This is a genomic window from Mycobacterium colombiense, assembly GCF_001665835.1.
Taxonomy (GTDB): Bacteria; Actinomycetota; Actinomycetes; order Mycobacteriales; family Mycobacteriaceae; genus Mycobacterium; species Mycobacterium colombiense_A.
The window spans coordinates 1-15,669 of record NZ_LZSX01000109.1 but is presented as its reverse complement, the minus strand read 5'-3'; the positions used below and the strand labels follow the sequence as shown (position 1 = coordinate 15,669).

The 15,669-nt window shown below is 65.2% G+C and carries 6 protein-coding genes and 1 tRNA gene; 5 read left to right on the top strand and 2 right to left on the bottom strand.

Translation table 11 applies throughout. The features are described from left to right. Positions 1-132: 132 nt before the first annotated feature. Genes A5760_RS25630 through A5760_RS25620 form a run of 3 tightly spaced genes read left to right on the top strand, consistent with a single transcriptional unit; the run spans position 133 to position 12,351 of the window. Positions 133-9,999 carry a BTAD domain-containing putative transcriptional regulator gene (locus A5760_RS25630; RefSeq protein ID WP_064886175.1) on the top strand — a complete coding sequence of 3,289 codons (9,867 nt, stop codon included), beginning with the start codon at positions 133-135 and terminating at the stop codon, positions 9,997-9,999. Continuing rightward, the gene (locus A5760_RS25625) at positions 9,996-10,712 is read left to right on the top strand and encodes a Type 1 glutamine amidotransferase-like domain-containing protein (RefSeq protein WP_064886103.1); all 717 of its coding nucleotides are present in this window, start codon (positions 9,996-9,998) and stop codon (positions 10,710-10,712) included. The genes A5760_RS25630 and A5760_RS25625 overlap by 4 nt, the downstream gene beginning before the upstream one ends. Before the next feature lie 37 nt (positions 10,713-10,749). Next, positions 10,750-12,351 carry an AAA family ATPase gene (locus A5760_RS25620; RefSeq protein ID WP_064886102.1) on the top strand — a complete coding sequence of 534 codons (1,602 nt, stop codon included), beginning with the start codon at positions 10,750-10,752 and terminating at the stop codon, positions 12,349-12,351. Between the two features lie 58 nt (positions 12,352-12,409). On the opposite strand, the gene A5760_RS25615 is transcribed toward A5760_RS25620, so the two are convergent. After that, the gene (locus A5760_RS25615) at positions 12,410-13,330 is read right to left on the bottom strand and encodes a TPM domain-containing protein (protein ID WP_064886097.1); all 921 of its coding nucleotides are present in this window, start codon (positions 13,328-13,330) and stop codon (positions 12,410-12,412) included. A gap of 218 nt (positions 13,331-13,548) precedes the next feature. Between A5760_RS25615 and A5760_RS25610 the strand changes: the two genes are divergently transcribed. Together A5760_RS25610 and A5760_RS25605 are read left to right on the top strand one after the other, a co-directional pair. Next, the gene (locus tag A5760_RS25610; protein WP_064886095.1) at positions 13,549-14,955 is read left to right on the top strand and encodes an aldehyde dehydrogenase family protein; all 1,407 of its coding nucleotides are present in this window, start codon (positions 13,549-13,551) and stop codon (positions 14,953-14,955) included. An 89-nt stretch (positions 14,956-15,044) separates the two neighbouring features. Then, positions 15,045-15,118, top strand: a tRNA-Cys gene (locus A5760_RS25605). Positions 15,119-15,141: 23 nt separating this feature from the next. On the opposite strand, the gene A5760_RS25600 is transcribed toward A5760_RS25605, so the two are convergent. After that, entirely contained in the window at positions 15,142-15,525 is a 384-nt protein-coding gene (locus A5760_RS25600) for a YchJ family protein (protein ID WP_064886093.1), read from the bottom strand. Positions 15,526-15,669 lie beyond the last annotated feature (144 nt).

Genomic DNA, 15,669 nt, shown 5'->3' with positions numbered 1-15,669 from the left:
ATTGTCCCGCCGAAGATAGCTGACATGAGTACGCTTTCACCGGTGGAACTGGGGGTTTTGGGACCTCTCCAGGTCCGGCAAGACGGAGCGTTCGTCGTCATACCGGGCGCGAAACCGCGCGCCATCCTCACGATGCTCGGGCTGCACTGCGGGTCCGTCGTGCCGGCCGACACCCTCGTCGAGCTGCTCTGGGGCCAAGACCCGCCACGCACCGCCGCCAAAGCCCTGCAGACCCACATCTCTTCGCTGCGTCGCACGCTCGGCGACGGCTTTGTCTTGACCCAGGGGGCGGGCTGGATCCTCGCCGAGAGCGAGGTTGACGCGTCGCGCTACAAATCGGCGGCTCGACTCGGACGCGACGCCGCCGCCGCTGGAGACACGAGCCAGGCACTGGCCCGCTTCGAGGAGGCCCTTGCCCTGTGGCGCGGGATCCCCGAACTGCCCGATGGCCGACGCGGAACGTCCGAGAAGACGCGATGGATCGAGGGCCACGCCGCGCTGGTCGAGGACCGCGCGGACGCGCTGCTGGCAACGGGCCGCGCCGCGGAGGTCATCGGTGACCTCGAGGCCGCGGTGGCCGACGCCCCGCTGCGGGAGCGGCGATGGGGCCAGCTGATGCTCGCCCTGTACCGCGCCGGCCGGCAAGGTGATGCCCTCGGCGCTTATCAACGAGCCCGGTCGCTGCTTGCCGACGACCTGGGGGTCGATCCGGGGCCGGCACTTCGCCGGCTCGAGGCAGCGATCGTCGCACAGGACGCCTCACTGGATATCGCTGTGGCACAACACGCTTCGTCGGTGACGCGCGCCGTGACTTTTCTGCTCACCGACATCGAGGGGTCGACGGCCGCGTGGGAGGCCGACCCCGATGCCATGGCGGTCGCGCTCGCGCGCCACGATGAGTTGGTCGAACAGGTCGTCACGTCACGTGGCGGTCGGCTGATCAAGACGCGCGGCGAGGGTGACGCGACATTTTCGGTCTTCGATCGTCCTTCGGCGGGCGCCGCGGCCGCAATTGAGTTGCAGGACGCGATCACTCACGAGCCGTGGCCATCGCGGCACCCCATCCGTGTCCGCATGGCGCTGCATACCGGCGAGGTCGAGCTTCGCGACGGGGACTACTTCGGCCGGGCCGTCAACCGCGTTGCGCGCCTGCGGTCCCTGGCCGAAGGCGGCCAAATCCTGTGCTCCGGTGCGACCGCCGAGCTCGTCATCGACTCGCTGGCCGACGACGTCATGCTGACCGACCTCGGGATGCGTCAACTGAAGAACCTCGCGCGGCCCGAGCATGTTTTCGAGCTGCGACTGGAAATAGGTGCCGAACAATCGGAAGCGCAGGCGCCCGGGGCGCCGATGGAGCGGCCCAACTTTCCCGCGGTGTTGGTGGGCCCCGGGCCGTTCGTGGGACGTGGACGCGAACTCGAAGGGCTGCTTTCGGCGTGGCAGACCGCGCTTGCCGGAGGTGTGCCCACCGTACTGATCGCGGGCGAACCCGGAGTCGGCAAGACACGACTGGCCGGTGAGTGGTCGCAACAGGCCTACGCGCAAGGAGCGGTCGTGTTGTACGGGCGTTGCGACGAGGATCTCGGAGCGCCCTATCAGCCGTTCGCCGAAGCGCTACGTTCGCTGGCACCGTGTGTGGGCGCAGACCGGCTGCGAGGGCTGCGCGGCGTCGAAGCGTTGCTGGCGCTTGTGCCCGGGCTGGCGGATGTCCTGCCCGATCTCACTTCCCCGGCTCACGCCGACCCCGACACCGAGCGTTACGCACTCTTCGACGCCGTCGTCGCGCTGCTGCAAACCGCGTCGAAGAGCGCGCCTGTCGTTCTCGTCCTCGATGATCTGCACTGGGCAGCCAAACCGACCCTGCTCCTGTTGCGGCACCTGCTGCGCTTCGGGGATCACGCCCGTGTGCAAATAATCGGCACGTACCGCAGCACCGACCTCGACCGCTCCCACCCCCTCGCGGCGATGCTCGCCGACCTGCACCGCGACGGGACAGCCAACCGGCTTACCCTCGGGGGACTCGACGAGGAGGACGTGACGGCCTACGTCGCGGAGGCCGGTTACGACGACGAGGAACTCGCTCACGCACTGGCATCGGTCACGGGCGGTAACCCCTTCTTCCTGATCGAGGCCCTGCGCCATGTCGACGAGAGCGGCGGGGTGTGGGACCAGAGCACCCTGCCCCAGGGGGTACGGGAAGCGGTGAGCCGCAGGCTTTCTCGGCTTCCGGCCGAGATCAACAAAGCCCTTGCCGCGGCCGCGGTCGTCGGAAGCCGGTTCGCCCTGGAACTGGTCGAGCAGGTGGTCGGAAGCGACCTTGTCGACGCGTTCGACGAAGCACGCCAAGCCGGCATCGTGATCGAAGAGCCCGGCGGGTACTACCGGTTCAACCACGCCCTCGTCCGACAGTCACTGCTGGCCGAGCTGGCGTCCATGCGGCGCATGCGATTGCACCAGCGCATCGCCGCGACCCTCGAGACGCTGCCCGGCGCCGAGGACGAGCTGCTGGCCGAGTTGGCTCATCACTATTTCGAATGTGCTTGGGCGGGAAACGCGGCCAAGGCGGTCTTCTACTGCCGGCGCGCCGCCGACCAGGCGATGGCACGACTGGCCTACGAGGGTGCCGCCGACCTTTACCACCACGCCCTGCACGCGCTCGAGGAGATCGACGACGAGCTGCCCGACCGCGACGAGCAGACCGCCGAGCTGTTGATCGCCCGCTGCGAGGCCTTGTTGGCCGCGGGAGACGTGGCGTCTGCGGCGGGTGCGGTATCTAAATTGCAAGTGGCGACGGTTGATTCGGCCCGGCTCGCGGCATGGGCGACATGCTTCGACGGCCAACTCTCGATGTTGGTACACCCCGAGCGCCTCGACGAGGTCGAAGCCGCGTTGGGCGCGGCGGCGGCCAAACTCGCCGAACTGGACGACGCCGCCGGAGAAGCCAAGGCGCACACCGTCCGCGCGGCCTGCCTCAATCGTCTCGGACGAATCGGTGACTGCGAGGTCGCGCTGGACGACGCGCTGACCGCAGCGCGGCGGGCGCGGGAACACCGCCGGGTGAACGCGGTTTTGGCGGGTGCGCCGCTCGCGGCGCTGTGGGGCCCGAACCCGGTTCCGCGCGCCGGCGGGCGGTGCCTCGATGTGGTTCGGCTGCTGCGGATCACCACCGACTCCCCCGCCGTCGAGGCCACTTCGACCCGATGCCAGGCCGTGTTGGAGGCCTTTCGCGGGCGCGCCGCGGCAGCCCGGCGGATGATCGACTCGGCCCGGCGCACGGTCACCGAGCTCGGCCTGCGCCATGCGCTGCTCGAGGTCGAGCAGTTCGCCGGCATCGTCGAACTCATCGTCGATGACCCGGCAGCCGCTGAGCCGCATCTGCGTAAGGCCTACAACGGCTTTCGTCGGATGGGCCTGGACGCCGACACCGCAGAGACCGCCGCGCTGCTGGGGCGGGGGTGTCTTGCGCTCGATCGAGATGACGAGGCCGGTGAATTGTGCTCGGAGAGTGAGCGTCTCGCCGGGCACGCACTGAAGCCATCGATTGCGTGGCGGACGCTTCGGGCGCATCTGCTGGCGCGGAACAACGATTACGAGGGAGCCCGGCTGGTCGCCTCCGAGGCAGTCGCCTTGGCCGAGCGCACCGACGCCCTGGTCGATCACGGCGACGCATGCCTGACGCTGGCAACGGTGCTGGGCGCCGCCGGCGACGTGGCCGGGGCTCGAGCCGCCGCCGAGCAAGCGGTCGACCTGTATGAGCGCAAAGGCGCTGCGGCGCTTGCGGAGATGGCACGGGGAATCCTTGGCAAGCGGGACCTCGGCACCATTCCGATTCCACCCGAGGTGCCAAGGGTCGAGTTCGACAACGCGTGCGTGCGAGCGGGTGAACGTGTAGCGGCCGCTATAAACCGGGAGGCTTGGGACGAATTCGAGCAGCTGTTCGCGCCAAATGGGTTCATCGAGAGCCGCCGCAAGATTGTCGGCTTCGGACAGGTCGACGTCTCACCGGGCGAGTTCCCAGGTGTGAACAGGCGCATTCTGGAGAAAGTCCCTATGCGGGTCACCCAAATGGCTATCGCCGTGCGAGGCGAGCGTCTAGCGCTGGCTCGATTGATGATAGGCGCGGCCGACGTCAGCCCTGGGGCACCGCAGGACGAATTCCTCCTGCTTTATGGGATCGATGAAGATGGCCAGGTTGCCCTGCAGGTGTGGTTCGACATCGACGACATCGATACGGCGATCGCCGAGCTCGATGCGGCCCAGGCACGGCTCGAAGAACTGCATCCGCGAGCGCCGCTCGAAAATACAGCGACACGGGTATACGAGCGCCTGCATGCGTATTTCGCGGCCCGCGACTGGGACGCGATAACCGAGCTACTCACCGACGACTACTACGGCGACGATCGTCGTTCGGTGGTTGGTGCCGGGATACGACGCGGCCCAGATGCTGCGATCCAAGACTACCGGTCGGCCGCCGCCATCGAAGTGACGGACGCGAGATCAGATACCGTTGCAACCCGTGGAGCGCGCCTGGCCCTCACTCGTGCCCGCTACTCGCGAAGCCGCAAGGAATCAGAAGCGTTCCGCGTCGATTTCCTACAATTGGTCGAACTCGACACAGACGAGCGGATCGCGGCGATGGCCGCTTTCGATCTCGACGACTTCGACGCCGCCACCGCCGAACTCGACGCCCGGTACCTCGCCGGCGAAGCGGCGCCGTATGCGGAAACGTGGAAAGCTGTTGCGGAAAGTTACGCCGCGCTCAACCGACACGAACCACCTTTGACCAGTCCGGACTGCATCAACGTCGACCACCGACGGGAAACAGCGTTCGGACCTGGCGACGTGACCGCATACATCCACGCCGGGTGGGACTCCAAGCAAGAGATCAACATCTATGTCGAGCAAGTGCATCGGCTCAGCGACATCGGAACGGCCATTACTTACGCGGCGCATGAGGTTTCCCAAGAGGGCTTGACGGCCGAGTGGCGCGGGATCGCGCTATTCGCGGTCCAGGACGGCTGGATAAACCGTACCGAGGTCTTCGACGAGACCGAAATCGACTCCGCGATTGCACGATTCGAACAGCTCAGCCGACCGACACTCAAGCTGGAAAACACGGCTAGTCAAGTGGCCGAGCGCTTTCTAGCGCGCTTCACGGCGCACGACTGGGATGCATTGGCGAAAATGCTGGCCGAAGACTTCTCCACCGAGGATCGACGTCGAGTGGTGGGCGTGGAAGCGCGGCATGGTCGAGACGCCGAGATCGCGAGCATGCGGGTCGTTGCCGACCTCGGAGGCACCAACATGACGTCGACCGTCGTTGCAACGCGTGGCGCACGCCTCATTCTCACCCGCCTGAGGTATGCGGATTGGGATCAAGCGCCCGGTGCCTTCCACACCGATGTTCTTGACGTTATTGAAATCGATTCCAACGAGCGTCTCTTGACGCGGATAGTTTTCGACCCCGACGACTTCGACGCCGCCGTAGCCGAACTCGACGCCCGCTACCTCGCCGGCGAAGCGACGGCCTATGCGCGCACGTGGTCGGCAATCACGCGGAGCTGCGCATCGCTCAATCGACGCGAACCTCTTCCGACAACGCCGGATTGGGCGAACATTGATCACCGGCGAGGGATATCAATTGCGCCCGGTGAAATGCCCGAGTGGCTGGGTGCCGCGCGAAATCGCCCGTCCGATCTGAGAATCTTCATCGAGTCGGTGCATCGCTTGAACGACCGCGGCGCGGTCGTCACCCACCTGGCGCATGAGACTTCGCACGACGGTTCCCTCGCCGAATGGCGAGTGATCAACGTCCAAACGGTCCTTGACGACCTGATCGACCGCTTAGAGATGTTCGACGAGAAAGACCTCAACGCCGCGATCGCGAGGTTCGAACAGCTGACGACGGCTCCGGCGCCGAAACTGGAAAATGCGGCAAGCCGGCAGTACGAGCGATTCAAGGCGTGCTATGCAGCTCACGACATGCAGGCAGCAGCCGAGATGTTCGCCGACAGCATTTGCACCGAAGATCGTCGCCGGGTAGTCAATGCCGGCCTGCGGCAGGGCAAAGATGCTGTAATCGCCGAGATCTCGGCTATGGCCGATCTCGATATCGACCTGGCAACAGACGTGATTGCGACTCGTGGAGAGACCTTGGTCCTCAGTCGAGTCCAAATCTCGGGCCCGGACCGAGGACCCGATCGGTTTTACGTAATCGGTTTCGATGTCGTAGAACTCGACGCCGACGGCCGCGCCGTCGCGCGCATCGTGTTCGATTTGGACGACATTGACGCGGCTTTCAACGAACTCGATGCCCGCTACATCGCAGGCGAAGCGGCCGCTTATGCAGATACGTGGTCGGTGGTAGCCGGCGTGCACGCGATGTTCAACCGGCATGAATTTCCCCCGGCGGACTGGGTGACGGTCGACCATCGACGAGGCACACCATTCACTACCAGCGACATGACTTCAGCAATACATACCCTTTTCGATCTCACCCCGGACTTCAAAGTCCATATCGAAACCGTGCACCAACTCAACAGATTTGGAGGGGTGATCACCAACTATGCACACGGGTCCTCGCCAGACGGCCTGGGAGTCGAATGGCGCATGGTGATGCTTCTGATCGCCGATGGCGACCGACTGACCCGTTGCGAGGTGTTTGATGAGACAGACCCGGACGCCGCTGTCGCGCGATTGAAGGAACTCAGCCGGCCGGCATCGCGGATAGAGAACAAGGCGAGCCAAGCGGTCGAGCAATTCTTGGCGCACTTTGCGGCCCATGACTGGGATGCCATGGCAGACCTCATCGATGGGGAGTTTCGCTCAGACGACCGCCGCCGAGGCGTAAACGCCGGAACCCGGCGCGGTCGAGATATCGAGATGTCGAATTGGCGAGCCACCGCCGAGGTTTGGAAGTCTGATGTGCGGGCGACCGTCGTTGCGACCCGCGGAGACAACCTTGTGCTCTTCCGCTTCACTTTCGCAAGCCAAGGTTCGCTGCCCGCAGCATTCGAAGCTACGGCGCTTTCCGTCGTGCAGGTCAACGACGACAACCGGTGTGCGTCTGTGGTCGTTTTCGACCCAGACGACATCGAGAGCGCCTTCGAGGAACTCGAAACGCGGTATCTCGCAGGGGAAGCTGCCGCCCATCGGCATACGTGGTCGACTCTGTTGCGAGATTTCACTGCGTTCAACGAGCACAAGCTTCCCTTGACGACGCCAGACTGGGTAAATCTTGACCACCGGCGAGGGCGAGCGTTTTCGCCGGGCGAACTGATTCCATACATCCACGCCACATGGCAGCTAGCGCCGCATGCCAAGATCTACGTGTATGCGGTGCATCGGCTTAGCGGTCACGGAGCGGTCGTCACCCAGTCAACACATGGGACGTCGCCGGACGGCTTCGACGCCGAGTGGCTCGAGGTGAGCCTTCTGACGGTGGACGGGGACCTGATCAACCGTTGTGAAGTCTTTGATGAAGTAGACCTCGACGCCGCGATCGCGAGGTTCGAGAAACTGCAACCGCGCTGGCGGCGGGTTGAGAACGCGGCAAGCCGAGTGCTCGAGCGGGTCTTCACGTACTTCGCGGCCCGCGACTGGATCTCCTTGGCGGAGCTAGTTACCGAAGACTTTTGCGCCGAGGATCGCCGTCCAGTAGTGAATGCCGGAATCCGACACGGTCGGAATGCCGAAGTCGCGGACATGCGGGCGATCGCCGACGTCGGTGTCGCGCACATGACGGTGACCGTGATGGCAACGCGCGGTGAGCACCTGACCCTCGGTCGTCTCCTTCTCCCGGTCGGAGATCAAGCGCCCGAGTCATTCCGCAGCGAGGCGCTCGGCGTGGTCGAGATCAACGCTGACAACCGGGCCGCCTCTCGCACCCTGTTCGGCGTCGACGACATTGACGCCGCCTTCGCCGAACTTGACGCGCGCTACCTCGCAGGTGAGGCGGCCCCGCACACGCGCGTGTGGTCGCTCATGATGCAGACCTACGCCACGCTCAACCGGCATGAGATTCCCGCAACTGCACCCGACTTCGACAACATCGACCACCGGCGCGGGATAACATTCGAGCCGGGCGAGATCGTCCCGTACGTCCAAGCCACGTGGAACGACGCGCCGGATCTCAAAATGTTTATCGAGACGGTGCATCGACTGACAAACACCGGATGCGTGATCACACATACCGCCTGCGGGTCCTCCCAAGAGGGCTTCGATGCGGAGTGGCAGGAGACCGTCCTCTTCACATTCGAAGGCGATCTGATCAAACGTTGCGAGATGTTCGACGAGACAGACGTCGATGCCGCGATCGCGAGGTTCGAGGAACTGCAGTCCCAGCCGCTTCAACTCGAGAATGCCGCGAGCCGGGCGGAACACCAACTCTTTGCGCACTCGGCGGCCGGGGATTGGGCGGCAGTAGCCGAGATGCTTACCCGCAACAGTTATGTCGACGATCGCCGTCGCGTGGTGAACGTGGGGTTCTGGGACGGTCGCGACGCCGTGATAGCGAACATGCGCGCCCTGGAAGAGGGCCTCGCGCACGTTACATTGACGGTCATCGCGACGCGCGGGGAGCGGCTCGCCCTCATTCGTATCCGCTCTTTCAACCCCGACGTACGGCGCGGGGAATTCGTCGTCGAGATGCTGGGAATCGCAGAGACCCACTCCGACGGGCGGATTGGGGCCCACGTCTTTTTCGAGTCCGACGACGTCGACGCCGCCTTTGAGGAACTCGAAACCCGGTACCTCTCCGGCGAAGCGGCCGCGCACTCCTGCACGTGGTCTGCCATCGTAGAGAGCTACGCCGCGCTCAACCGCGGCCAGCTTCCGCCGACCACAACAGCCTTCGTCGACATCGATCATCGACGTGGGGCGGCGATGGCTCCGGGCGAGCTGATCAAATTCCTCCGGAGCGCGTTGGATCAGACCCCCGACCTGGCCATCCGTATCGCGGCGGTGCATCGGCTGGGCCCGCGAGGCGCGGTCGTCACTCACGCTGCGACTGGGGCGTCGCCCGAGGGTTTCGAAGCGGAGTGGCGAGAGGTCAGCATCCTGACAGCTGACGGCGACAAGCTCGACCGCTGCGAGGTCTTCGACGAGACAGACCTCGATGCCGCGCTCGCGAGGTTCGACGAGCTCAATCGGTCGGCTCCCCAACTCGAGAACGCCGCCACTGCGGCTTTGGCGCGGGCATTCGACGCGTTCAATCGTTCTGACTTGGACGGCTTCCTTGCAACGCTCGATGCGGATGGGCGAATGGAGGATCGTCGAAAAGGCTTGCGCGCCTATCACGACGAGCCGGCCCGGCGAGAAAATGCCCGGGCGATGTTCGACACACCCCCCTCCAGCTGGCGAGTGGAGCTGGAACCCATCGCGATCAGGAATTCTCGCTTTGCGCTGGCGCGCCTGCGTTGGCGCGACATCAATGAACCCGACCAGCCGGTCACGGTCGAACTCCTCGCGGTGGTGGAAGTCGATGACGACGGCCTCATCCACCACACCGTGAGCCTCGACCCCGAGGACATCAACGGGGCGTTCGCGGCGCTGACGGAACGCTGGATCGCGTCCGGCGACGTCGTCCACACCGAAGTCGTCGAGGTCATGCAGCGGCTGACAGAGGCCGTCAACAATCACGACTGGGATGCCTTTACCAGGGTCACCGCCGGTGCCACGCACGTCAATCACCGGCAGCTTGGCAAGCGGGACACCCAAACGATGGCCGACCACATGTCATCGATGCGAACGCTGGTGTCACTCGCACCCGACTACAGGGTCGAATCCACCGAGTTCCTCCGACTCTCGGCTCGAGGCGCTGTGGGTCATGCAGTCACCAGAGGAACGACCACCGATGGCGCAGCGATCGAAATCCCGCTCATTCAACTGATTCTCGTCGAGGGTGATCGCGTCGCACACATCGAGGACTTCGATCCCGATCGGCTCGACCTCGCCCTGGCGCGGTTCGACGAGCGCGACGGCGAAGACCAGTCAAAGTGACGGCGCCACAACCCCAACCACTCTATCTGCTGGCGGACAGCCAGATGCTGTTCTGGAAGCGTGACGATCGGCTGCTCCTCGAAACCGCGCTCGATGAATCGCCTCGGAACGAGCCACTGGGCGCGGCGTACATCGGTGCATCCAACGGGGACCGGCCCGAGTTCTATGAGATCTTCGAAGCGGCGATGGATGCTGTGAGGATCACCCATCGCCGGATGATCGGTTCGTCGTTCGGCCCGGACGACCGCGCATTCCTGGAGCGTGCCCGGTTGATCGTCCTGGCGGGCGGCGACGTGCGTCTCGGCTGGAATACGTTCGAAAAAACCGGCATGAAGGACGTGATCCTGGACCGGCACGCCAAAGGGGCTGTCCTGGTGGGTATTTCGGCTGGCGCGGTCCAGCTCGGACGCTACGGAGTCGTCGAATCACCGGATACCGAAGGGACGGAGTTGCTCGACATGTTCGATCTGATCCCCCTGGTTATCGACGCGCACGATGAGCGAGCCGAGTGGGGGCGGCTCTCGCGGGCGATTCAGACGCTCAAGGGAACGACCACCGGGCTGGGCATCCCCTCTGGCGGAGGCGTGATCGCGCAGCCGGACGGCACCGTCGAGCCCTTGCGCCGTCCCGTGCACGAATTCCGCTACCAGGGTGCCGGTGTCACGCGTTCAGTTTTGCCCGCCGACGTTCGGCCAGGATACGAAAGCCCTTGACGGCGACCTGAACCGCCTGCAATCGTTCGGCGAGACCATGACGCACGCCTTCGACCCAGCCGGACCCGACGGCCACCCACGGATCGTCGCCGACCTGCTGCGGCCCGATGCCTACGACCCGCCGGCCGACGACGTCCGTCTGCACGAGACGCACAGCTCGTGGGTCTTGCTCGCCGGCGCCTATGCCTACAAGCTCAAGAAGCCTGTGAACCTCGGTTTCCTCGACTTCACCAGCATCGAGCGGCGTCGCGCGGACTGTGAAGAGGAGCTGCGACTCAATCGGCGGTTCAGCCCAGAGATGTATCTGGGAATCGTCGAAGTCACCGAGCAGGATGGCCGTTACCGGATAGGCGGCGAAACCGGGTCGGGCGAACCGGCCGTGTGGATGCGGCGTCTGCCTGAAGAGGGCATGCTGCCGGCCAAGCTCGCGCGCCGCGACGTCGACATGCGTCTCGCGCGACGAATCGGCCGTACGCTGGCCAAGCTGCACAGCCGGGCCGAAACCGGTCCCGACATCGATGCGTACGGCACCCCTTCAAGCGTCATCGCGAATTGGCGGGAGAACTTCGACCAGATGGGTCCCTTCGTCGGTCGAACCATTTCGAGCGATGTCAACGAGGACATCCGAACCTACGTCGACGAGTTCCTGCAGGAACAGGCATCGTTGCTTGAGCGGCGCGTGGCTGAAGGGCACGTGCGGGACGGCCACGGTGACCTGCACGCCGCCAGCATCTGCATCGAAAACGGCCAGATCCTGCTGTTCGACAGCTTGCAGTTCGCACCGCGCTATCGGTGCGCCGACCTGGCCTCGGAAGTCGCTTTTCTGGCAATGGATTTCGAGTACCACGGTCGCACGGACCTGGCATGGGGGTTCGTCGATTCCTACGTGCGCGCCAGCGGTGACGGCGGACTGGTCAGCCTGCTCGACTTCTATACCTGCTACCGGGCGTACGTGCGCGGCAAGGTCCGCAGCCTGCGTCTAGCACAGACCGAACAGGCATCCGCTGGTGAAGCGCGTCAGCTCATCGCCGAATCGCGAGCGTATTTCGATTTGGCGTGGGCGCACGCGGGTGGTCTACCCCCTCGACCGATGGTGGTCACCATGGGCCTGCCCGCAAGCGGCAAGACCACCCTGGCGCGCGCGCTCGCCGGGCGACTAGGACTGGTGCACCTCTCGTCAGACGTGGCGCGCAAGAGAATGGCGGGCATCGAGCCGACCCGGCGCGGTAATGATGAATTCGGCTCGGGGCTCTACGATCCGGCCATGACGCGGAGCACGTATGCCGCGCTGCGTCGCGACGCCGCCCGCTGGTTACGCCGGGGCCGCGGCGTGGTCGTCGATGCGACATTCGGCAATCCGCGCGAGCGGTCCCAGCTGCAGCAACTGGCGCACCGGCTCGGAGCCGACCTTCACGTCGTGCTGTGCGAGGCAGACGACGCCACCCTGATAGCACGACTCGAGCGGCGAGCCACCGAGCAAGGTGTTGTCTCGGATGCGCGGGTCGAGCTGTGGCCCGAGCTGCGGGCCGCGTTCACCCCTCCCGATGAGCAGCCGTCCCTTCTGCGGGTCGACGCTACGCGGGATATGGAGGCAACCGTCGGGCAGACGCTGACGCTGCTGCGTGCCGCCTACCGCTGACGCTGGTGGTCCGCCACCAAATGATTTGCGCGCCTTTTTGTTTGGTCGATCTCGCCGGTCACCGGGTAGACGTGCTGCCTCGCCGCCGCGGGGTGCGGTGCGCTTCCAGAACGTCGCCGTTGGCCAGGCTCTGCGCCTGAGCGGCCAGCGTCGATGCCCTGTTGGCGTAGGCGATGGCGTCGCTGTCGTTGCTGGTCTCGACGCCGTGTGCGGCCGCCAAGTGCCGTTTCGCGTCGTCGAGCCGCGCCTGGGCCTCGGAGCCGATGTTGGAGCGATACCTGGCGGCATAGTCGGAGATTTGGCGCACTCTGGCGTCCGCTGTGGACAACGCCTGCTGCACCGGATGATCGCCCCCGCCGATGTCCAGTTGTCCACCACTGCGGGCGGCACGCCGGCGGCGGCGTGCACGCAGCAGCACCAGTAGCAATGCAACGACGAGCACGACCACGATGACGCCGATAGCGATCAGCGGCCAGATCCGCTTCGATGAGCTCGCCGGCTTTGCTGAGCTTGTCGATTTGTCCAACCCGTCTGCCGCGGCGACGGCGGCACCGCCCCAATTCTTCGCGCCCAGCACCGGTTCAATCTGGTTGGTTTGCAAGCTGTTCAGCTCGGCCGGCGTCAGGCCCTGCACCTGTGGCGGCACGTTGAACGCGTACGACTTGGTGTTCGTGGCCACGGCCAGCAGCGCGTCGTGGTCGCCCAACCCGCTGGCACTTCGGGTTCGGTCGGCCCAGTTGTCGGGTTTGAACCTGTTGAAGTTGTCGACGTAGACCACCCACAGTTGGATGTGGCGGTCGCGGTTGAGTCGGTCGATGGCAGCGCTGACCGCCGCCCGGTCGGACGCCGTCAGAACCCCGGTGCTGTCAGTGATGTGATCGGTGAGCTTGGACGGCGGTTGCGCCCCGGCGGGACATGCCCACAGCAGACCCGCCGTGAGAATTGCCAGGACTACGCCGAACAGGCGAAAAACCCGCATATGGGTAATCTAGCCGCCAATTCATGCTGGCGCGGGCTGGGTTCAAACCCGCGGCCAACAAATCGTCGGTCCGGTGTCATCACCCCGGTGACCAGCACAATCCGCCCGCATCGGACGCCCCGCGTGACCTCCACACGTACTGGACACCCTATGGTTAAGCGCGTAACCTCTGTCGCGCTACGACAGCATTTCCCGCGAGTGAAGGGCCATGACGAACATTGAGTAACACCATTGCGGTCTTCAACCCATCCAACGAGGAGCAGATCGCGGAGGTCCCCGATTCGGACCAGGCGGCCGTCGACGCGGCGGTGGCCCGGGCACGCGAGACCTTCGAGTCGGGCGTGTGGCGCAAGGCGCCCGCGTCGCACCGCGCCAACGTCCTCTTCCGCGCCGCACGCATTATCGAGGAACGCACCGAGGAACTCGCGGCGCTCGAAGCCCAAGACAACGGCATGAACACGACGGCCGCGCGTCACATCATCCCGGTGTCGGTGGACATGCTGAAGTACTACGCAGGCTGGGTCGGCAAGATCCACGGCGAGTCGGCCAACCTCGTCTCCGACGGTCTGCTCGGCACCTGGGAGACCTACCACACCTTCACCCAGCTCGAGCCGGTCGGCGTCGTCGGCCTCATAATCCCTTGGAACGGGCCGTTTTTCGTCGCGATGCTCAAGGTCGCGCCCGCACTCGCGGCGGGGTGCAGCGCGGTCCTCAAACCCGCCGAAGAGACGCCGCTCACCGCACTGAAGCTCGAGGAGATCTTCCGCGAGGCGGGTCTGCCCGACGGCGTGCTGAACGTCATCACCGGCTACGGCGAGACGACGGGTGCCGCACTCACCGCGCATCCGGACGTCGACAAGATCTCATTCACCGGATCGACGGAGGTCGGGCGGCTGATCGTGAAGGCGGCCGCGGGCAATCTCAAGCGGCTGACGCTGGAGCTCGGCGGTAAGTCGCCGCTGATCATGTTCGACGACGCGAACCTCGATAAGGCCATCATGGGGGCCGGCATGGGTCTGCTCGCCGGCTCGGGGCAGAACTGCTCGTGTACCTCGCGCATGTACGTCCAGCGCGGCATCTACGACCAGGTGGTCGAGGGCCTCGCCGGGTTCGCGCAGATGCTGCCGATGGGCGGTAGCGATGACCCCGATTCGGTGCTGGGTCCGCTGATCAGCGAGAAGCAGCGCAAGCGCGTGGAAGGCATCGTGAACGAGGGCGTGGCCGGCGGCGCGCAGGTGATCACCGGCGGCAAGCCGATGGACCGCAAGGGGTATTTCTACGAGGCGACGATCGTCACCAACACCACGCCGGACATGCGGCTCATCAAAGAGGAGATCTTCGGCCCGGTCGGCTGTGTGATCCCGTTCGACGACGAGGACGAGGTGATCGCCGCGGCGAACGACACACACTACGGGTTGGCCGGCTCGATCTGGACCGAGAACCTCTCCCGCGCCCATCGTGTGGTGAATGAGCTTCGTGCGGGCCAGATTTGGGTGAACTCCTCGCTGGCGGCCGACCCGTCGATGCCGATCAGCGGGCACAAGCAGTCGGGGTGGGGCGGCGAGCGGGGCCGCAAGGGCATCGAGGCCTACTTCAACACCAAGGCCGTCTACATCGGGCTGTGAGCTATTTGGCGCGCAGCCGCTCAACGAAATGATCGGGCCGAGTAAAAGACTGGGCTATGCCCGCGTTCGCTGGCATGGTTGCGAGTTGTGCGGGTGTGGCTGAGTGGTTAGGCAGCGGCCTGCAAAGCCGTACACACGGGTTCAAATCCCGTCACTCGCTCCAAGGCAGACCGAGGTGGAGCGCCGCTACGAATCGTCCATGGCGTCGAGGTAGAACCATCGGCCGGCGCGGCGCTCGAAGCGGCTGCGCTCATGCAGGCTGCCTGCGCGACCCGCGGACTCGTATCGGGCCGTGAATTCCACTTCCCCGGACTCGTCGCCCGGCCCACCCGCCAGGGTGTCGATCACCTGTAAGCCGGTCCAGGTGATGCCCGGGTCGACGGTCACGTCGGCCGGGCGGGTGCGCGGATGCCACGTGCGGAACAGGTAGTCAGCGTCACCGTAGGCGAATGCCGAGTACCGCGACCGCATCAATTCCTCGGCCGTCCGGGCCTGTAACTCGCCCTCGTGCAGCGGCCCGCAACAGGCGCGATAGCCGTTATCGCTGCCGCAGGGGCATGGTCCGTTCATACCGACAGCCTGACAGAGCGCTACGGGGACGCGGCGTCCTGCAGCACCTGTTGCAGCTTGTCGAGCGGATCGCCTCCGGAGGGATCAAGCCGGCGCGGTGGGATCTCCGACTCTTATACACATCTCCGAGCCCACGAGACTGCA